This is a genomic window from Herbidospora sp. RD11066, assembly GCF_054661255.1.
Map to the genome: position 1 here is coordinate 227,731 of NZ_BAAGDO010000012.1, position 20,709 is coordinate 248,439.

Sequence of the window (20,709 nt, forward strand, 5' to 3'; positions counted from 1 at the left end):
CCTGGCGGGTGATCGGAGGGTGCTGTCAGGGGGACGAGCCCGCGATGTCTGTCCGCCTACCTTTTGACGTCGGCTTCTGTCTCGTAGGGGAGATGACATGCGTCGACGGAGAGAACGTGCGATGTGGCTGACCGTGGGGATCGCCGCCGGGCTGGTCACCGGTGGGGCCGGGGTGGCGGTCGCGGTGGCGGAGGACACGCAGATCACAGCGTGTGTGGGGGCTGACGGGGTGCTCCGGGTACCGGGGCGGATCGAGCAGACGATGTTACGGCCGGTGCCGACCGTGGCGCCCACCACGGGCGTCTGCCCGACGGGCTATCAGCAGATCTCCTGGAACAAAGCCGGACCCGAAGGCGCCCCCGGCCAGCCGGGCGCCGCCGGTCCGCAGGGCGAGCAGGGGACCGCCGGTGCGCAGGGCGCTCCGGGCGCGAAGGGCGAACCCGGCGCTCAAGGTCCGCAGGGCGCGCAAGGCGAACAGGGAGAGCAGGGCGCTCGGGGAGAGCAGGGCGAGCAGGGCTCGCAGGGTGAGCGCGGAACTCAAGGACCGCAGGGCGAGCGGGGAGCCCAAGGGCCGCAAGGCGAGCGGGGTCTTCAGGGTGAGCGGGGTCCTCAAGGTGAGCGGGGTCCTCAAGGTGAGCGGGGTCCTCAAGGTGAGCGGGGTCCTCAAGGTGAGCGGGGGGCCGCTGGGGTTGCGGGGTTGCAGAAGGTCGTGGTGACCAAGGAGTATGCGGCGAATACCGCGGGCTCGACGAATGTCAACTGTCCGGTCGGCAAGGTCCTGTTCGATTCGGACTTTCAGGTCAAGTCGCAGTACGTGCCCCTGCTCAATCCTCACTCCGTCGCGTGGTCGCGGCAGTTCTCGCAGTCGGGTGGGGCGCTCGATGATTCGGTGAATGTGCTGTTCCCGTACAACAACACCAATGGCAAGGTCACGTTGACCATCACGATTCTCTGCGGCCAGGCCTGAGCGACAGACATATCCCTTATTGGTTAGTTTGACGGCTGCGATCAGAGGTCAAGATCGCAGCCGCCGGATATGGAACGGTCCTCGACGCCGGGGAGAAGCAGTGATCAAGCGCAGCCGCAGCAGGGACAGGAAGAAGGACACCCGGAAAGGCGACGACGACACCCCCACGCTCACCCTCAGCAAACGCGACGACTCCGAGCCCGACCTCGGTGAACAGGTCATCAGTTCCGGAAAAGAGCAGCTCGGGCGGCCCGACTACTTCGCCGGGCGTTCGGGGGTGGTGGCGACCGTCGACTACTCCGGGGTGCGCAAGGCGATCGAGAACGGCACCGAGGCCCTCTACCTCCAGAACGTCTACTTCGCCATGGGTGGCGACCACGACGGCTTCGCGAAGTGGGCGATCTCGAAGCTGGACCCCACGCAGGTCGTCTGGCTGATGCACGCGCTCACCCTCTACGCGCGGAACGCCGACAAGGTGAAGCTGCTCGGCCTTGAGGGCAGGATCATCGCCGTCGCCCTGGTCCGGGCGGTCCTCCTGACGAAGGATCCGACCGTCCCCGGTGACGAGAACGGGCGCTTCGAGCAGGATGTCGTGCTGCGGGGTGGCTGGGTGGCCGCGCAGTTGCTCTCGCGGCCGCGGCCCGGTGAGGAGGTCGTACAGAAGCTTCGCAGGTACTACCACCCCGGCCGGACCGTCGTCGGCAGCACGAAGTCGACGATCGGGCCGCTCGACGAGGAGCGGCTACGGCTGGCCATGAAGAAGAACCTCGCCGAGACCGTCGACTTCTTCGCCGTCCAGTGGATGGCGCCCCAGGGGGAGAAGCTCGAACCGGTCGACTTCGAATGGCTGAAGACGGTGGCCGACCTGGTGCAGAAGTTCGTGGCCGACACCCTGTGGATGTACGTGCTGGCGAACGTCCACAGCCCCTGCTACTCGGAGTTCCGGTACGCCGACAACCTGCGCAGCACCCACGAGAAGCAGATCACCCACGACGGCCTGATGAACTGGATGCGCAACCGGGGCACCACCGTCGGCATGCAGGGCGGCGACGAATCGCCGTTCAGGAAGCACAATTACGACCCCTCGCGCCCGCGTGACAACGAGGTGCTGGAGTCGATCTACGAGGAGATGCTGCTCGACGACGAGGTGGCCGGGAAGGTCAAACTGCTGCTGGAGAACACGGCCGCGCACAGCCACGACACCCAGACCATCAGCGTGCCGCCGTTCTACCCCAACCCCGAGCAGACCTCCCAGGGCACCTGGCGGTGGCGGCTGGTCCGCACGATCACCCACGAGTTCCTGCACCGCCTCACCCACCCCGGCTTCACCGACAGGGCCAAGCTCACCGGCAACAAGCAGGTCCTCATCGAGGGCTTCACCGACATGATCACCAAGGACGTCTTCCTGCTGCTGGAGAAGAAGATCAAGGGCGACGAGGAGTTCGGCCGCCGGATCCTCGGCGTGAACCCGCCCTTTCCCGAGCCGCACGACAACCACCGCCTGACGGGTTACGGCGAGTCGGGGAAGCACGCCGAGATCATCAGAAACACGGTCGGCGTCACCAACTGCTACATCGCGTACTTCCTGGGTGACACCTCCTTCATCGCCCTCCCCCGGGACAAGGACGACTACTGATGCTGACCAAGACCAAGCGCGACGGTGCGGAGACGGCGTTCCGGACGTTGGAGGCCACGTTGCTGGGCGGCGACGGGCCGTTCGGCTCGCAGTGGGAGACGGCCGCCCGGCTGAGCCCGCCCGAGCAGGCCTGGCTGATCGACGCGCTCGACCTGCTCACGCGGCGTCCCGCCGGCTACCAGACGCGGCCCGCGCTGGCCCGGCTGCTCGGGCACGCCCGGCGGCACACGGCCGAGCCGGGAGACGAGGCGTTCGAGCGCGAGGTGCTGGCGGTGAGCGGCTGGACCGAGGCGGTGTTCCCGGCCACGCTGACCCTGCCCGAGCCCGTCGAGATGACCGTCGAACCGGCCGACGACGCGTGGGTGTCGGAGGAGGTCGACCGCCGCCTCGCCGCCGCGCCCGGCCCGTTCCTCGACCCGGCCGAGGCCGCCGCCCTGGGGTCGGCGGTCCAGGCGGCGCTGCGCGCGGAGTTCCCGGGCGCCCGCTACGAGGGCCCCCTTTACGACGGCTACGACCTGGGCTCCCACCTCCACGACTCCATCGGTGCGCCCGACGGCGACGCGGCCCAGGCCGCCTACGTGACGATGCTGGGCGGCGACCCCGCCGTCCTCGCGACCGATCGCGGCCTGGCCGCACGCGTCAAGGAGCTGATCACCCGGGACGCCTCCCACGGGACGGGCCCGGAAGTCTACGTACCGGCGGCGGAGAAGAGCCTGGTGACCCACGCCTTCCTGCACGTGCTCGCCCACCCGGGGTTCCGGGAGCGGGCGGCCTGGCTGGAGGAGGACCTGGTCACCCTGTTCACCGCCGAATACGGCGGCGGCGCCGCGCCCGTCGAGGGGCCTGCGGTCGTGCTGGCGGAGGAACTCGGGTCCGACCGGCTGAAGGTGGCGTTCTTCCTCGGCCGGACCGAATACCTCGGTCTCTAACTCGGATCCTCGTGGCGGTGCGGGGACGTCCACGGGAGTCCGGCGGCCTCGATGGCGATGTACACCTTCGCCGCCAGCTCCTTCGGAGTGGCGACCACCGGAGTGTTCTCGATCACCGACTGGACGATCCTGGCGCGGCTCTGGGTGAAGCTGTCCTCCGTCGGGGGGCCGGGCATGTTGTGCTTGGGCTCCTCCGCCCATCCCACGAAGTAGGCCACCCGGGAGTAGAAGGGGCTCATGTTCAGCTCGCCCTCGCCGGGCGGGACCCCGTCCTTGACCTTGGACAGGAGCTTGCCGCCCACGACGTCGGAGCGGTCGCCGGGGTCGTCGCCGACGAGGTAGTAGAGCACCAGCTTGTCGTATTTGGGCGGGTCGTCGGTATTGGTGGACTGGAGCAGCACCTTGAACTTGACGAAGTTGGCGCCGATCTCCGGATCGGCGAACACCAGGGACAACCTCCTGGCCAGGAACAGAGCGGTCTGTTGCGAACTCACGTTGACGACGAGACGCCGCATCCGCCGATGGAGGTCGGCGTCCTTGAAGAAGACGAGGGTGTTCATCACATGGAGGTAGTCGCCCATGGCGAGCGCCTTCCGCAGGTCGTCCGGGTACTCCTGGGGCGTGCAGAAGAAGACGGTGGTCTGGGCGCCCAGGTCGACGAACTCCTCGACCTCGACGGGGTCGATGGGCGTGGCCAGATAGGTCTTGTCGGTCAGGTCGGCGCTCATCAGGCCGTAGACCCGCTGGGGGTTGCGGTTCTGCCGGAACACTCCGGTCTGCGAGTCGTAGAAGTACTCCCACAAGGTGTTGAAGAAGTCCATGTCACGCAGGTAGTTGAGCTGCACCCGCTTCTCGTCGTCGAGTGAGCCGCGGGGCGAACGCGCCCGCGCCGAGGTCAGGGTGGGCCGGGTCGTGGTCGTCGTGATCTGGGGCACCGTCTCGATGGGAGCGACGTCGGTGTCGAATCCGGTGTCGAAATCGGCGTCGAGGCCGAGGGCGAACTCGTCGATCGGGCCGCCGTCGAGGTCGAAGGAGACGTCTCCTTCGAGGTCGGGGTCGAAGTTCACGTCGAACTCGATGTCCGTGGGGATCTCCACGGGGATCGTGGGCGCCGGGCGACGCTGGAAGAAGTCACGGGTGGGGCCGTTGACGGCGGGGGCCGGCACGATGCGGTTCCACACGACCTGGTTGGCAGGGGCCTGGACCGGCGGGCCCTGGGTGGGGCGCGTCGGGGTCGTCGTCTGCGTCGGGGTCGGCGTCGGCTGCTGCTTCTTCTTTTTCGACTTCTTCTTGTTGAACACGTACGGCCAGCTTTCTTCTAGTCGAGGCCGATGAACTCGACGCGGCCGAGGTAGTAGGCCGCCTTCACCTGATCGGCCCCGACCAGGTCGCGGATCTCGGCGGCCGGCCCGTGAGCGGTCCACACCTCGCCGGGCACCAGGGCCTCCAGCAGGTCGGCGGTGAGCAGGTCGGCGATCCCCTCCGCCAGGAGCGGGCCGCGGGCCGCGGTCTCGATCGCCTCGGTGAAGTCGGGATGGGCCAGCACGTGGACGAACTCGTGGACCATCACCGCGTGGAGGTGCGGCCGCCACGACTCCCTCGGCCCCCAGGCCCCGGTGGGCACGACGGCCGGGAGGAGGACGGGGGTCCGCTCCCCCTCCTCGTGGGACGGCGAGTGTCTCAGCAGGTGACCGGCCAGGTCGTCGAGCTCGGGGTCGTCGGCGAGCCATCCGTCGAGCAGTTCGTCGAGGAGGTCCTGGTGGTCGGGCCGGGCGTGGTCGTATCCGGCCCGGTAGAGGGCGTCGGTCAGGTGGACGCGCCGCAGCAGGAAGGCCAGCCGGGCGTCCTCGTCGTCGTCGGCCGCACGGGCGTCGAGGACGCTCGCGGCGTAGTCGAAGCCGTCGTACAGCGGACCCCCGACGTGGGCGCCGGGGAACGACCCCTCGTCGCGGACGAACCCCTGGATGGACGCCGCGACCGACTCCATCCACGACAGATCCTCCGGTACGGGCGGGGCGCCCCACCAGAGCGCCTCCCCGGCGAGTTCCGCCTTCAGCCCCGGCAGCACCGACGTGGTCAGCGCGGTCGCGTCGAACGCCCCACCGGCCGTGGATCGGCCACGGATCTCCGCCAGCCGGGCCAGCGCGGCGGGGCCGGGCAGGGTGAGGGAGAACGGGAGGGCCGCCTCCAGCCAGCCGCTGACCGACATGACCTCCTCCTCGAAGCGCGGTTCGCCCGGTTCGAAGCGCCGCCACCGGGCCCGGTCGACGACCAGGGAGGCAGCCCGGGGACCCGAGAAGTAGGGACCGGCGCCGTCGGCGTTGCGGGCCAGCAGGTCGAGACCGTGCACGACCCACCGCTGTTCGGCCGGGTCGGCGGTCGCCACATCGATCCAGCGGGACGGGTGGCCGGGGTCCTCCCCGCGGACCAGCGACTCCAGGTCGCGGAACAGCTGCTCGACGTCCTCGGTGGCGAGCCGGTCGTCGAGCGTGGGGCCCTCCGTGAGCGCGTCGCGTTTGGTCTTCCTGAGGCTCACTGGACCACCATCTTCTCGGTCTCGGTCTCGGTCTCGGTCTTCTCGGACCCGGTCTCGGTCTCCGTCTTCTCCGTCGTCTCCTTCTTCCTCTTCTCCACGCCGATGTACTTCGTGGCCCCGAGGAAGTAGGCCGCCTCGACGTTGTCCCACCCGACCTCTTTGAGGATCTCCATCGCCTTGGTTCCCGCGCTGCTGTAGCCCACGTCGAACAGGTGCTTGGGCGGCGGCGCGTAGAGCTCGCCGCCCAGGACGATGCCGCTGAGGGTCTTACTCGTGCTCAACATGTCGGCGAAGGTCTTGAACAGCGAGGCGGTGAGCATGTCGGTGACGCCCTCGATCATGACCTGCCGACGGTGGGTGCTCTTCGCCACGGTCCTGAACTGTTTGTGCGTGAGGAAGTGCAGGAACTCGTGTATCAGGGTGCGGGACTGCCGCCAGAGCTCGTCGGTCTTCTTCACCTTCGTCGAGATGAAGGGCTGGATGTAGATGGTGCCCTTGCCGGGACTGTGCGCCCCGTTCGTCTGGACCGTCCTGACCAGCTTCTTCTTGAGCGGTCCGGATTTGATCATGTCGTCCAGGATCGCGTCGCGGGCCGCGACGTCGTCGGGGCGTCCGGGGTCGTAGCTCGCCTTTTTGTACACGGCCAGGGTCTCGTCGTTGCCGACGACGTCCGAGCGGTTCTTCAGGAAGCCCTTCAGCGCCTCCGGGCCCACGTCCCGGCTCGTGGTGCTGGCGATCTTGTCGGAGTACTTGAAGCCGGAGTGGTAGGGGCTGTCGGGGTTCGCCAGGACGAACTTGCCGAAGACGGCTTCCAGAACGTCCTGGATGACGTTCGCGACTCTCCCGATCTCCTGGATGGAGCGTTCTTCGGTGCTCACATAGGCCTTGTTGTGGTCGTCGAGGCGTTGCTCGAGACTGATCCACAATTCCTTGCGGAGCACAGCCTCGTCGAGAGGGCCGATGTCGGGCACTTCGAGAGCCATGGTGTCGGTCGTGCTCGACGCGCGAGGTTTGGAGTAGTAGATCTTCTCCAGCTTCTCCACTGATTTCTGCGACGGGAGCGTCAGAGTCGCGAGGAGGATCCCCTTGGTCCATCCACCGACCTGGAGCACCTGCTTCTCCAGCTGCCTGCTCCGAGTGTCGAAGAGCTTCCGGCCCGGCTTCGTGGCCTCCTTGAGGAGACGCGGGATGACCGGACCGAGATTCATACCCCTTTCGGTCATGGCCTCGGCGTTCCCCGAGAACACGCAGACCGCGCGCATGAGCCAGGTAACGGCAGCGGGATCGCTCTTGCCGTGCTCGGTCACGAAGGTGGTGCCGCTGCCGTCATCGTCCTTGTCGAGCAGTTTGAACCGCGCGTCGAGGAAGGCGCCTTCGCTGCCCTTCTTGACCGGTGGATAGGTGAAGGTCAGCCCTTCCATGACCGGGTCAGGAGGAGAGGCCGTGGGGGTGGGTTCGGTCGCCTGTTTCTTGCGGGGCGCCTCCGGCTTCTTGGTGCTCTCGGACTCCTTCCGTTTCGTACCCGCGGTCGACTCCTTGGGCGCCGGAGTCGTCTTCGTGCCCGTCCCGGTGGAGAGGCGGGCGGGTGTGGTCTTGGTGGCGGTGGTCTTGCCGGGGGTCGTCGAGGGAGGGGTGGACTTCCGCTGCGGCTGCGGGGATGGCGTTTCCTTCGTCGGCGAGCCCGACTCGATCTTCGGGACCGAGCTCCTCTTCTGTGTGTTCTTCGTCTTCCTCTTCTTCACGTCCGGCCCCGATCAGATCGCGCGGTACGTCAGGACGAGACCGACGTTGACCAGGGCTTCGCGGTCGCCGTCGGCGGTGAAGGTCAGTTCCTCGGCCCGCAGGCCGGGGATGCGCAGCATGGTCGCGTCGTTGATGGCCTGGCCGCCCCGCAGGAGCCGGGCCGAACCCCAGTCGGCCAGGTCGTAGCGGGCGTACAGGCCGGTGAGCTGGACGCCGACGATGTCGGGGAACATCTCCGGCGACAGCGGCAGGACCAGGTCCTCGCCGTTCGCGAACGCCTCCCACTCGGCCGGGAACTCCCCGGCGACGTCGATGTAGCGGGCGGCGGCGTACGGCTTGCGCATGCCCCTGACCGCGTTGGCGAAGACGTCGCCGCCCTGCTCGGCGGTGTACTTGACCAGGAGCGTCACGTCGAACAGGTCCCATGCGCGGCGGCCGGTGACCTCCATCTTCCAGGTCGAGACCGCGCCGGTGCCCTCGAAGGGGAGGTAGCGCTCGTCGTCGAAGCGGAGCTCGAACAGGCCGTTGTTGTCGCGGTGCTCCTCGGTGTCCGACAGGGCGATCTGCTGGCTCGGCCGCCAGTCGGAGCGGATCGACGCGGGCAGGTCGCCCTTGCCGTCGAGCAGGTAGCGCACGGCCTTCGGGTCGGGCGTGAGCACCGTCTTGTGGCCCGTCTGGGTGAGCACGGCGTTCACCTCCAGCGGGCCCTCCGGCCCGTCGAAGACGACCGAGACGGTCTTGATCCGGCGCTTGTAGTGGCCGGGGAAGTCGCGGTCGAACAGCGCCTCGGTGAGGGCGAACTCGCAGCGGCCCTCGTTCTTCAGGTTGAGCACGGCCAGCGGGTCGACCTGGAGCAGCGAGATCCGCTTGGTGATCTCGAAGCCCCGGCCGTCGCTTCCCACGTAGGCGTGGCCGAGGCGTTCGAGGTCGACGCCGAGCGCCTCGCCCGCGAGCAGGCCCGAGCGGCGGCTCTCCCAGTAGACCGGCTGGACGAACGAGTCGGTGACGCCCTGTTCGTACTGGTAGGCGCGTTCGGCCGCCTTGGCGATGTCGTGGGCGAGGCCGTAGCTGGCGAAGTACATCTGGGCCAGGCGGCCGGCCTTCCACTGGTAGAGCTCGGCGTTGGTGAACTTGCCGGTGAGGAAGGTGGCGACCGCTTCCAGGTCGGCGATCTCCTGGTCGACGATCTCCAGTTCGCGCTGGGCCTGGACGAGCTGCGCCTTGGCCGACCCGACCTGGTGGCCCAGTTCACGGTGGTCGGCCTTGGCCAGCATGACCTGGTAGTTCCACTCGTCGACGGTGCGTTCGTGTTCGACGCGGGTGCCGTACAGCTCACCCAGAACGCTGAGGCCCTCGCCGAGCGCCTCGGCGATCTCGGCGCTGACCTCCATGACCTTGCCGGCCCGCTGCATCATCACGCCGAAGATGAACGGTCCGGCCAGGACCTTCGGCACCGCGCCCAGGACGGCCGCGCCCACCTTGAGGCCCGCGCCCGTCAGGTGCGAGGCGGCGGCGGCCGTCATGATGTCGAGCTGCGACCGCTGGAGCGCGGTCAGGCCGTCGGCGATCTGCTTCTCGTAGTACTTCTGCCGCGCCTCGGCCGCCTCGCGGGAGGCCTCGACCTGGGCGAGATACTCGGTGGCCACCTCGACCTGGGCCTCGCGCACGGCCCTGGTCATCTGCCGGATGTTGGCCTCCTGCCGGGTCTGCAGGACCGACAGTTCCTCGGCGTCGCGGCGCTCCAGCACGCCGAGCAGTTCGCCGCCGAAGCCGCGCAGCCGGTCGACGAGGTCCTGCGCCTTGCGGTAGAGGAAACCGAACCGGTAGTGCGGCACCGGCGCCGCGAGCCCGGCGCTCACCTGGTCGGGGGTGAGCCCGGCGGCGGCACCTCTGACCAGCGCCATCACGTCGGCGGGCGGCTCGAACAGCGGCAGCGGGCGGCTGACGCCCAGGATGTCGAGGGAGGCCCTGATCTTGCGCAGCCGGTCTTCGACCCGGTCCCAGTATTCGCCGAGCACCTGGTTGCCGGGGATGTAGAAGTAGCCGTCGCCGATGCTGCGGTGGATGGCGCCCATGCCGTCGAGGAGGGTGCCGCCCGCCGTGACGCGCTCGGCATAGGGGTCGCCCTCCTCGGCCGGGTCGAGTTCCACGTAACTCTTCACGAGCGGCAGGTGGCGGCGCCCGACGCCCTGCGGCCGGTCGCCGAGGATGTCGTAGGCGAGGATGTAGAGCATCCGCGCCTCGTCGACCGACTCCATCGTGTACTGCCGGAACAGCAGGTCGCCCCAGTCGAGCAGGTTGTCGACGTAGGCCATCACGACCGCCCGCCGGTAGGCGGTGGGCCGCAGCGCGGCGATGGCGTGCGGGTCGAACGGGTCGTCCCGGTAGGTCTTCAGCAGGGCGCCGCGGTCGCCCATGAGGTCGTACTGGCGGCGCAGGCGGGCGATCATGCCGACCTTCTCGCGCAGCCGCTCGTGGGCGGCGAACGGCGCCACCCGGTCGGCCAGGCCGTCGAGCAGGGTGTAGTCGGCCTCGGTGCAGGCGCGGGCGTGATCGAACAGCGGGGCGAGGGTCTCGAGGTCGGCCAGCAGCGACGACATGTCGAGCCCCACCTGGGCGGGCAGGTTGCGCAGGTCGATCCGGCAGCCCTCGACGAGCGCCCGCAGGTCGATCGCGAGGAACGGCAGGAACCGCCAGTAGCGCTCGGGCTCGGTGGGGTCGAAGACGAACTCGTACCAGCGCTTGGCGTCGTCGAAGCGCTGGGCCGCGTTGAGCGCCTGGGCGATCAGCATCGGCGCGTGGAAGAAGATCTCCCAGTAGTAGCGGCCGTTGGCGCTCTGGAAGTCGATGTGGGTGCTCACCGGCACGCCCGCGACGTCGTCGAGCACCTTGATGGTGGTGGTGCCGGAGACGGTCGTACTGAAGGCGGGCAGTTCGTCGATCTCCTGGGTCTCCGGCGCGAGCAGCGCCGGGACCCCGCCGACCAGCAGGCGCCGGTTGAGTTCGAACGCGGTGCTGGACGTGAGCCGCACGATCTCGTGCGGCAGCGACGCCCACTCGAACGGCCGCTCCAGCACGCCGCCCTTCGGGTTGGACACGTAGTTGGGCCCGAGGAACAGCAGCAGTTCGGCGTCGGCGTCCATCGCGCCGTTGTACGTCGTCGCGAAGCCGGGCGGCAGCGAGCGCCAGTTGCCCTCGATCGGCACGAAGTCCTTGACCGTGGTGAGCTCGGCCCCGGCCGGGATCACCGCGTAGGTCTCCCCGGAGAAGACGTAGCGCTGCCTGCCGCGGGCGAAGGTGGCGTCGATCTTCTGCGGCAGCGTCTTCGGGTAGCCGGCGTCGGCGGCGGTCGGGATGTCGTTGCCGGTCATCGTGTAGCGGAACAGGTCGAGGCCGCTGACCAGGTAGAGGCGGTCGCCGTCGACGTAGGCGGCGTCGACGTGCGCGCCGGTGTTGAGGCCGGTGGAGATCCGGCCGAGCGCCCTGGTCTGGCGGGCGGCGGTGTCGGTGCCGATCGTGTACGTGTCGTCGCCGAAGTACCAGGGCGTGCCGCGCATGTCGATCGCCGACCGGATCTTGCCCGTGGGGATCTGGTCGGGGTTGTCCTTGTACTCGCGCGGATAGTCCTTGTCGGGCGCGGTCTGGCCGACGTCCGAATACTTCGAGTAGGTGCCGTCGAAGAGCAGGAACAGGGTGGTGTCGCGCGTGAGGGTGGCCTGCACCCGTGACGTGGTGCCCCAGCGGGTCGCCACCTTGGTGGTGGCGAACACGCCCGTGACGAGGTCGCGGGTGGACAGGTCGGAGCCGTTGACGAAGTATTCGGTCCGGCCGATGGTGAAGGCCGCGTTGACCGACGGCCACTTGGGCAGGTCGTCGGTGTTGGTGCTGATCCGCTTCGGATAGCCGAGGTCCATGCGGTTCGGGGTGCCGGTGAACCGGTAGTACTCGCCACCGGTGAACACGAACGTGTGGTCGCCGCGCACCAGCACGGCGTCGACCCGGCCGGTGCGGGCCAGTTCCGAATCGGCGACGTTGCCCCACCGGGAGGCGATCGTCTCGGTGGTGGTGCGGATCGGGCCGGTGGGCTTGATGACGACGAAGTCGGCGTCGTTGAAGTAGTAGCGCGAGTCGCCGCGCTGGAACCCGGCGTCGATCTTCGCCCACTGCGCGGCGCCGGTGCGGTCGCCGCCCTGGCCGGGAAGCCGGTGGGTGTTCTCCTTCAGCGGCAGGACCTGGGCGTCCTCGCCCGGGTCGGCGATGATCGGCCGGACCAGGAAGCTGCCGCCCTTGTGGTCGACGCTGAACCAGGGGCCGTCGGTCGACTCGGCCGGCATGTTGAACCGGACCAGCCCGCCGAGGGCCTCCGTCGTGGCGAACACCTTGTAGGGGTTGATCAGGCGGGGCTGGGCGGCGGGGGCGACGATCGGGAGGGCGTACAGCTCGGGAGTCAGCGCGTGGGACGACCGGTGCCTGACACCGGCGACCAGGTAGGAGCAGGACACCACGATCGAGTCGTGGACGCCCGCGCCCGGCACGGTCGCCGAGGCCTGGACCGACAGCAACTCAATGATCGGCACGCCGTCGTGCAGTGCGCCCGGCGGGAGGGTCTGCGGGGCGACCCACTCGCGGTTGAGGTTCTGGAAGGAGTAGAAGACCCTGACCCGCTTCTTGGGCGGCGGGGCCGACACGTTCTGGTTGTCGCCGTCGGTCTTGGAGGTGATGACGGTCTTGCCGGTGTCTTCGGGGGCGATCGACTCGACGACCGTCCAGAAGACGAAGACCCGGCCGAAGGCGTGCACGGGGTGCACGAGTTCGGCGTCGATCTGCACGTCGACGCGGGCCCACGGCTCCCAGCTCGCCGACAGGCGTTCGCCGTCGCGGAACTCGGCCTCGCGGAAGTACCACCGGCGCGGTTCGGTGCGGGTGCGGCCGAACAGCACGAGCTGGCGGGTGTTGTCGTCGTCGGCGTCGGCCTTGTAGACGTAGGCGCCGGCGATGGCCAGGCGGCTGACCTCGGTGTACTCGTCGAGGTAGCGCTTGTAGGCGCGCTGCACCGACTCGGCGGTGATCTCGCCCTGGAGGAGGTCGTCCTCCAGTTCCTTGAACGCCGGGGTCTTGGTGTCGCGCAGTTCGGGCCGGATGTAGTTCTCCGGGTAGAGGAAGACCTTCCGGTTGGCCTCCCAGATCCGGTAGTTCTTCAGCCACGCCCACCAGGTGCGCAGTTTCGGCTTGACGTCCTCTTCCGAGGTGAGTTCCTCGAGGTCGAGCAGGTAGCGGTGCAGGTAGAGCTGGGTGGCGGCGATAGCCTCCCGGATGCGGGAGGTGACGCCCTCCCTGCCCATCTCGACGTCGATGAGGGCGTGCTCGTAGATCTCGGCGGCGTCGGCCAGTTCGGGATGCAGGTGGAGCACCGCCGGGACCAGCGCGTTGCGCTTCAGCACGTTCAGATCGTTGTGCGCGAGCGGCACGGCGGCCTCGGGCAGCAACGCTTCGAGCGTGTCGGCGGTGGCGCGGTGGAGCTTCGACGGTCCGGCTCCGGTCTTGGCCGCGACGGAGAAGAGGCGGACGAGCTTGAGCAGGAACTCGATCTCGAACCGCTCGTCTTCGACCGGGAACTCGGTGATGAGGCCCGCGTTGCGCTTGGCCCAGCGCAGTTCTTCCACGTCCCACGGGAAGATCTCGGCCAGTTTCTCGTACGGCTCCGCCGCGCCCTTGGCCAGCAGTTCCGCGAGGCCGCTGTGGCGGCGGGTCAGGTCGGCGAACTCGGTGATCGTGTAGACGTCGGAGAGACGGTAGTCGGCGGCGTCCGACCAGCGGTGCTTGAACAGCTGCGGGAAGGTGCGGTCGACCACGTCGAGACGGCCCGAGCAGCGGACGTACGCACCGTCCTTGATCAGGTAGGTCGCCTCGCCCAGGGTGAAGGCGCCGGTGACGGCGTCCTCGAAGACGCGGGGCAGGTCGCCGAAGTCGTCGCGGATCGTCCGGGGATACCCGGCCTCGACGTGCTCCAGGTCGGTGGCCGAGTAGCGGATGTACTGGCCGCCCCGGAAGGCGTAGAGCTCACCCTTGGCCGAGACGAACGCGGCGTCGATGGTCGTGCCGTCGGCGAAGTCGTTGCGGATCTGGCCGAACGTCGCGCTCACGTCGCCCGCGACGCCGTCGGCGGTGAACCGGGTGCCCTTGAAGAAGTAGACCTTGCCGTCGCGCAGGAACGCGGCGTCCACGCCGTCTTCGAACTCGTCCGGGATGGCGCCCCAGTCGTCTTCGATCGTGCGCGGGTAGCCCTCGTCGACGTACAGGTAGTCGGCGCCGGTGTAGCGGACGTACTGGTCACCGGAGAACAGGAACGTGTACTGGTCGCGGACCAGCGCGGCGTCGACCTTCTCCCGGTCGGCGACGGTGTTGCGGACCTGGCCGAGCAGCCCGATCGGATACGACGCGGTCAGCGACGACGACACCGCGAACACGGTGTCGCCGACGACCAGGTGGGCGGTCCGCTCGTTGGCCACGGCGGCGGTGACGGGGCCCGCGAGGACGGCGTCCTCGAACGCCTCCGGCAGCCCGGCGAACACGGCCTCCCTGCGCAGCTCGACCGCGATCGGCTTCGGGTAGCCGGGGTCGGTGTACCGGTATTCGGTGCCGGTGTAGCGGACGTACTTGGATCCCCCGAACACGAACGTGTGCCCGCCGAAGACCACGGCGGCGTCGACCCGGTCGCCGAACGGGTTCTCCGAGCGGCCCCACCGCGACCGGATCTCGGCCGGAGCGCCGAAGGCGCGGTCGGCGTAGCGGGTGAAGGTCTCGGTGAAGAAGAAGTACGTCGCCCCGTCGGCCCCCGTGAACGCCGACCTCAGCCTGTCGCCGACGCCGACGGAGAAGCCGCGCCAGACCCGCTCGATCGGCCGGGGGTAGGACCACAGCCCGGTCGGCTCGCTGAACTGCACGCACCGCTCACCCGCGAGCAGCACCATCGTGTCGCCCTCGAACAGCACCGCGTCGGGCATCGGGAACCCGTCGGGCGCCTTCCAGAACGTCTCGTCGGTCAGCGACGGGTAGCCGGGGTCGGGGGTGGTGTACGCCCCGTCGTCCCCGGAGTAGACCAGGTGCCGCATCATCCCGGAGGCGTCGGGCTTCTCGAAGACGTAGGTCTTGCCGTCGCGGTAGTAGGCCAGCGTGACGCCGGTCAGCCCGCCCCAGTGGTCGGCGATGGGCTTGGGCTCGCCGTCGATCACGTCGGCCGAGTCGCCGTAGACGACGAACTGGTCGCCGGAGAACAGGTAGGTGCGGCCGTCGCGGCCGACGAACGCGGTGTCGACCGCGTTGTCCTGGTAGATCGTGTTGCGCGGGCGGCCCCACTCTTCGTCGAGCGGGTAGTCCTTGCCGATGGCCGTGTTGTGGCACATCGGGCCCTTGAACAGGTAGGTGTTGCCGTCGGCGCCGGTCAGCACGGCGTCGAGGCCACTCCGGTAGTCGGCCGGGACGGTCCGCAGCGCCAGCGGCCGGACCCCCTCGCTGTGGTTCGGCCCTTCGAGGGCGTGCTGCCGCCGCCACCCGGCCGCGGTCTGCACCATGACCGAACCGTGGTCGACGTAGGCCGCGGTGATGCCCGGCACGGTGTACGACCTGGTCAGCGCGTCGGACACGGCATGCCACTGGTCGCCCCGGAACAGGTAGGCGGTCCGCCCGTCGGCGAAGGCGGCGTCGACCCCGTCGAGCGGGACCTTCAGCGCCTGGAGCCTGGGCTCCTTCCCCAGACTTTCCAAAGCCTTCGGGTAGCCGAACTCGATGCGCGAGTAGTCGTGATCGCGGTAGCGGACGTACTGCCCGCCCGAGAACAGGTAGGTGTGCGTGTGGGTCGACTCGATCCCGTCGACCTTCTCGGTCACGTCCAGGACCAGGGTGGCGTCGACCCGGCCGGTGCGCTGGATCGTGTTGACGACGTTGCCCCAGAAGTTGGCCGTCGTGGCCGGGTAGCGGTCGTCGACCTCGGTGTAGTCGCCGGTCGAGTAGCGCACGTACTCGTCGCGGTAGAAGACGTAGGTCTTGCCGTCCTTGCCGACGAACGCGGCGTCGACGCGGTCGAACGGGATGCTGTCCCAGCGGGCGCGCAGCGGCTGCGGCTCCGACCACCAGCGGTGACGGCTGTCGAAGACGACGAACTCGCCCTCGCTGAACAGGACCGTCTGGTTGTCGCGGCCGGTGAAGACGGCGTCGATCGGGCCGAACCCCTCGGGCAGGTTCAGCCAGTTCTCCGCCAGCGGCTTCGGGTAGCCCTCGTCGGGCTTGGTGTAGTCGCGGGTGGAGTAGCGGACGTAGAAGGGGGTGTCGTCGCCGTACACCTTGATCCGGTCGCCCGACCGGCGGATCGTCAGGCGGATGTTCCCCTCGGCGACCACCTCCCACTGCGGGGAGGCCCCGGTCACCGGCGCGTTGGCGCCGACGGTCACGCCGTGCTCCTGGAGGCGGCGGCGCAGCGCGGGCGAGCAGCGGCCGTCGGCCAGTTCGGCCTCGTAGTCGGCGGGCAGGTCGAGGATGAGCCCGACCGGGCCGAACAGGTGGGCCGAGCCGTCCATGACGAACGCGGCGTCGACCCGGTCGAGTCCGCCCCAGTCGCCGCCGATCGCACGTGGGTAGCCGAGGTCGACGACCGAGTAGTCGGCCGAGGAGTAGCGGATGTACCGGTCGCCGCTGAACAGGTAGGTCTTGCCGTCGAGGCCGACGAACGCGGCGTCGACCCTGCCCTCGGGCAGCGCCTCGTTGGACACGCCCCAGACGTCGGCGGTCCGCGCCACGGCACCGCCGGGCAGGGCGACGGTCTTGCCGTCCTTGAACAGGTGGACGGTGCCGCCGTGCGCGAACGCGGCCTCCACCGCGCCCTCGAACTCGACCGGCACGCCCGGCCACCAGGCCTCGATGCGCTGCGGGTAGCCGTCGGCGACCCGGACCCCGTCGTTCTCCGGGCTGTCGGTGTAGCGGACCACCTGGTTGCCGGCGAACAGCACGTAGCCCTCGGCGTCGGCGTAGGCGGCGTCGACGCGGGTGGCGCCGTCGAAGGTGTTGCGGATCCGGCCCCACTTCTCGGTGATCGGGCGGTCGGCCGTGCCGTCGAAGGTCCGGTCGCCGGAGAACACGTGGGTACGGCCGTCGAGGCCGTGGAAGACGGCGTCGACCGCGTCGCGGAACCGTTCGGGGAGCGGGGTCTCGCCCTGCCACCACTCGGTGATCGGCCTCGGGAAGCCCTCGTCGGCGGCGTCGAAGGAACCGGAGTAGCGCAGGTACTGGTCGCCGGTGAACAGGTGGGTGCGGCCCTCGATGTCGACGTAGGCGCCGTCGATCTTCTTGGGGGCGGTGAAGTTGTTGCGTACCGAACCCCAACGCTGGGTCTTGGGGGCCCAGCGGGTCTCGCCCTTCGCCCGGGTGAACGCGTGCGACTTCCCGTCGCCGCCCCGGCCGACGAGCCAGTCGGCGCCGTCGCGGGTGAAGGCGGCGTCGACCGCGACCAGCCCGGCGAACCTCGGCGACAGCTCGGTGAGCGCCTTGGGCCGCTGGTCGGTCAGGTCGTGCCCGGCGGAGTAGGTCCAGTAGGAGGCGTCCTTGAACACGAGGATCAGGCCGTCGGTGCCGGTCAGCAGGGCGTCGAAGCGGTCGACGCCGCGCGGCAGGGCCAGCGGCTCGGGGAACTTCCCGGCCAGGTCCTGGTCGCGGAAGACGACGGTGACCTCGTCGACGTCGAGACCGAGTTTGGCCGCCAGCCGGGCGAAGCGGCGCAGCCGCCGGTAGACCCGGCGGAAGTCCGGCCCGGCGGCTCCCTTGACCGCGGGGGCGACCAGCACGTCGAGCGCGCCGGGCGCGACCGCCGCGCCGATCGCCTCGACGACGCCGGTGGTGACCCCGAAGACGTCCTGGAGCACGTTCAGCAGCGTGCGGTGCTGGCGTTCGGCCAGCTCGCCGAGGGTGGCGGCGATCTCCATGATCGCGGCGACCTGCTCCTTGGCGGTGGCGTGCAGCACGAAGAAGACGTCTTTGGCGTAGTCGTCGACGCCCGGCAGGGTGAAGTCGAGCGCGCTGGTGACCTGCCGGAAGTAGCCGAGCCGCGCCTCCGGCACGGCCAGCGACGCGGTCAGGTGACCGCCGTCGATCAGCATCTCGACCAGGCGCGACCGCTCGTCGTCGTCGAAACCGAGCTCGGTCAGGGCGTTCAGGTCGATCCGATACGCCGACTGCGCCCGCGTCAGCGCCGCGACCCGCTCGAAGACGAGCTCCCCGTCTCCGGCGGTGAAGCCCTCACCCAGGTCGATGGTGCCCTCGGCGTCGTCGAGCTCGGACCGGAGCTCTTCGAGGATCCGGCCGTCACGGGTGATCGGCCCCTCCAGGCGCAGCACGACCCGGGTGGCCATGGCCTCGTCGGCGAGCGCGGCGAAGTCGTCCGGCCCGACCAGGTGCATCTCGGCCTTGACGGCGGCGAGCTGCGCCTTCATCGCGTCGAGGATGACCCGGCGGAGCGGATAGAACTCCAGCGCGACCCCGAACTCGGCGACGTCGAGGACGGCCAGCGCCGCCTTGTCGGCGAACCGGCCGTCGGCGTCGAGGAACCCGTTGAAGCGAAGGCTCTGGGTGAGCGCGTCGAGCTGCTCGGCGGTCAGCTTGAGCTCGCCGAACGCGGCCGGGTCGAGCTCGATCGCGGCTTCCTTGTAAGCGAGCACCCTGCCCTTGAGGAGGGCCAGCACGGCCGGGGCCACGTCGTCGAGCGGCGCGTTCACCCGGAACTCGGTCACGTTGGCCGGTTCGGCGAAGAAGTCGGCGTCGTCGACGTCGCCCTCGTCGCTCAGGTAGCCGTTGTGGATCAGGTTGTCGTAGAGCTCGGCCAGCTCGGCCTCGGTCCGCTCGGGCAGCGCGGTCGCCAGGTCGGACGGGTAGAACGTGCCCGGCAGCCCGGCGATCACGCTGAACAGCCGGTCGCGGTCGGCGGAGAAGTCCCCGGCGAGGGTGAGCGCATCGGGCAGGTCTTCGGTGACGAGCAGCCCGTCGGGCTGGACGATCCCCCGGATCACCAGGTTGGCGAAGATCTTCGAGGTCAGCCGGTCGGCCAGGCCGAGCCCCTCGAAGTCGCCCTTGGCCAGCACCCCGAGGTCGTCGACCGCGTCGTAGGCGGCGGTGGCGACAGTCGCCGGGTCGAGCCGCAGCAGACGCGGGTCATGTGGCGAGACGACGCCGTCGGGGTAGGCGGCCAGGATCTCGTGGACGACCTGGGAGGCCCGCTCGTCGAACCGGTCGGAGACGAACGTCTGCGGGGTGAGCGCGACGCTCGCGAACTGGTCGGCGATCGTGGCGATGACGTCGGCCTGTTCCTCCGCCGACTCGGGCGTGGCCGGTTCGCCGAGGATCCCCGTCAGGTCCTCCCCCGCGAAGCCCCACGTCCGCATCCAGGCGACCACCTCGACCACGGTCTGGGCCAGCCAGAGCGAGGAGACCGGGTCGTCGTCGCGTTCGAGCATCCGGTAGACGTCGGCCGAGGCCGGCGCGAGCACCGGGAGCACGGGGAAGGTCGAGTGGCGCTCGATGGCGGGGTCGTTCTCCAGCGCGGTCAGCACGGCGAACAGTTCGGCGACCGACAGCCCGAGGTGCCCGGTTAATCGGGCGACCCGGTAGAGCACCACGACCGAGGCGCGGCTGATCTCCCGGTCGAACGGGCTCTCCTCCAGCGGCCCGGCGTAGAGTGCCCGGAAGCGGGCGACGGTCTCCACCAGCTCCGACTCGGCCATATCCATGGAACGTGCCAATTCGCGGCGGAACGTCCGGTTCTGCGGTGCGAGGATGTCCCCGGCCGGGCGCGGCAGTTCGTCGTCGACCGTCTCGGGGAGCGTGCGCGTGGTCAGCGTCTCGACCAGGTCGAACGGCACGTCGCGCGTGCGGTTCAGGTGGACGGCGGCGGCCACCGCGCGGAGCGTCTCGGGTTCGAGCACGCTCGTGAAGGCGCCGACCACGCGGTCGAGGTCGGTGAACGACAGGCCGGTCTTCTTCGCCAGCCGGATGAACCGGTGGGCCCGGTCGAGCCAGATGGCGGGGACCGTGCTCCCGTCGCGCAGTTGCAGCGTCCGGCCGTCGGGGCCGACGACGACCACGGCGCCCTGGTGGACGAACGTGCCCGAGAGGGAACGTTCCAGCTCGGGGTCGCCGTAGATCAGCTCGGTCAGCTCCTCGCCGGTGAGCGAGGTGGCTTCGAGGAAGCGCTCGACGTCGTGCAGCACCGAGGTGGGTTCGCCGTCGAGCCCGTAGGCCTCGGCCAGTCCGGCCTCGTCGGTGCGCGGGGTGGTGATGACCTTGACGTCCTGCTCGGTCAGCCCGAGGTAGTCGCGGGTGACGCGGTCGCGGTCGACCTTGGCGGCGAACAGCCGGTAGAACTCGACGGGGTCGACGCCCAGGTAGCGCAGGTAGGTGGTGAACCTGGCGGCGTCGAGCGAGAAGGGCAGCGCGAGCGGGTGCTTGAGCTCGGCCGTCTCCACGTAGGGGTCGGCGCCGACCAGCGCTTCGAGGACCTCGTTGACGATGTCGAGGTAGGGCACCGTCGTGGTGGTGTTCTCGTCGTCGAGCTTGATCGCGCCGATGTCGGAACGGCGCTGCAGCAGGGAGACGTCGTGGAAGGTCTCCTGCAGGAAGGTGAGCAGGTCGGTCAGATAGGCCGCGGGCGAGTAGACGGAACGCGCCTCGTCTCCCGTCCGCAGATCGAGTTCTCCGAAGAGTCGTTCGTAGCTCGGGATCGAAGCATCGCTGCGCACGCGGAAGTCCCCTCCATCGATGGCCCCCGGATCGGCCGCCTTATGCTCGCCGATCCGGCAAAGAAGAGCTATCTACCTAAACGGTGACAACTTAGATCACATTGGTTTCTTCGTCGGTGCGA

At 69.2% G+C, this 20,709-nt stretch carries 8 protein-coding genes; 3 read left to right on the forward strand and 5 right to left on the reverse strand.

Annotated elements, in window-relative coordinates:
- Positions 1-265: 265 nt before the first annotated feature.
- Positions 266-613: a hypothetical protein gene (locus tag ACYQ78_RS35105; RefSeq protein ID WP_459805276.1), complete on the reverse strand. Its 348-nt coding sequence runs from the start codon at positions 611-613 to the stop codon at positions 266-268.
- 84 nt (positions 614-697) lie between these two features.
- On the opposite strand from ACYQ78_RS35105, the gene ACYQ78_RS35110 reads away from it, so the two are divergent.
- The 3 genes from ACYQ78_RS35110 (at position 698) to ACYQ78_RS35120 (ending at position 3,532) form a co-directional block, all read left to right on the forward strand.
- Entirely contained in the window at positions 698-967 is a 270-nt protein-coding gene (locus ACYQ78_RS35110; RefSeq protein WP_459805277.1) for a hypothetical protein, read from the forward strand.
- A 100-nt stretch (positions 968-1,067) separates the two neighbouring features.
- Positions 1,068-2,603, forward strand: a complete 1,536-nt coding sequence (locus ACYQ78_RS35115; protein ID WP_459805278.1) for a hypothetical protein — start codon at positions 1,068-1,070, stop codon at positions 2,601-2,603.
- Positions 2,603-3,532 (forward strand): hypothetical protein, encoded by a 930-nt coding sequence (locus ACYQ78_RS35120; protein WP_459805279.1) that lies wholly within the window; start codon positions 2,603-2,605, stop codon positions 3,530-3,532. Before ACYQ78_RS35115 ends, ACYQ78_RS35120 begins: the two co-directional genes overlap by 1 nt.
- Here ACYQ78_RS35120 and ACYQ78_RS35125 read toward each other — a convergent pair.
- Genes ACYQ78_RS35125 through ACYQ78_RS35140 form a run of 4 tightly spaced genes read right to left on the reverse strand, consistent with a single transcriptional unit; the run spans position 3,529 to position 20,587 of the window.
- Entirely contained in the window at positions 3,529-4,833 is a 1,305-nt protein-coding gene (locus tag ACYQ78_RS35125) for a hypothetical protein (protein WP_459805280.1), read from the reverse strand. The two genes, ACYQ78_RS35120 and ACYQ78_RS35125, sit on opposite strands and share 4 nt — an antisense overlap.
- A gap of 17 nt (positions 4,834-4,850) precedes the next feature.
- Positions 4,851-6,068 carry a hypothetical protein gene (locus ACYQ78_RS35130; RefSeq protein ID WP_459805281.1) on the reverse strand — a complete coding sequence of 406 codons (1,218 nt, stop codon included), beginning with the start codon at positions 6,066-6,068 and terminating at the stop codon, positions 4,851-4,853.
- A complete protein-coding gene (locus ACYQ78_RS35135; RefSeq protein WP_459805282.1) occupies positions 6,065-7,810 on the reverse strand; it encodes a hypothetical protein in 1,746 nt (581 codons plus the stop codon). Before ACYQ78_RS35135 ends, ACYQ78_RS35130 begins: the two co-directional genes overlap by 4 nt.
- 12 nt (positions 7,811-7,822) lie before the next feature.
- Complete coding sequence (locus ACYQ78_RS35140) at positions 7,823-20,587, reverse strand: Tc toxin subunit A-related protein (protein ID WP_459805283.1); 12,765 nt, start codon at positions 20,585-20,587, stop codon at positions 7,823-7,825.
- Between the last annotated feature and the right edge of the window lie 122 nt (positions 20,588-20,709).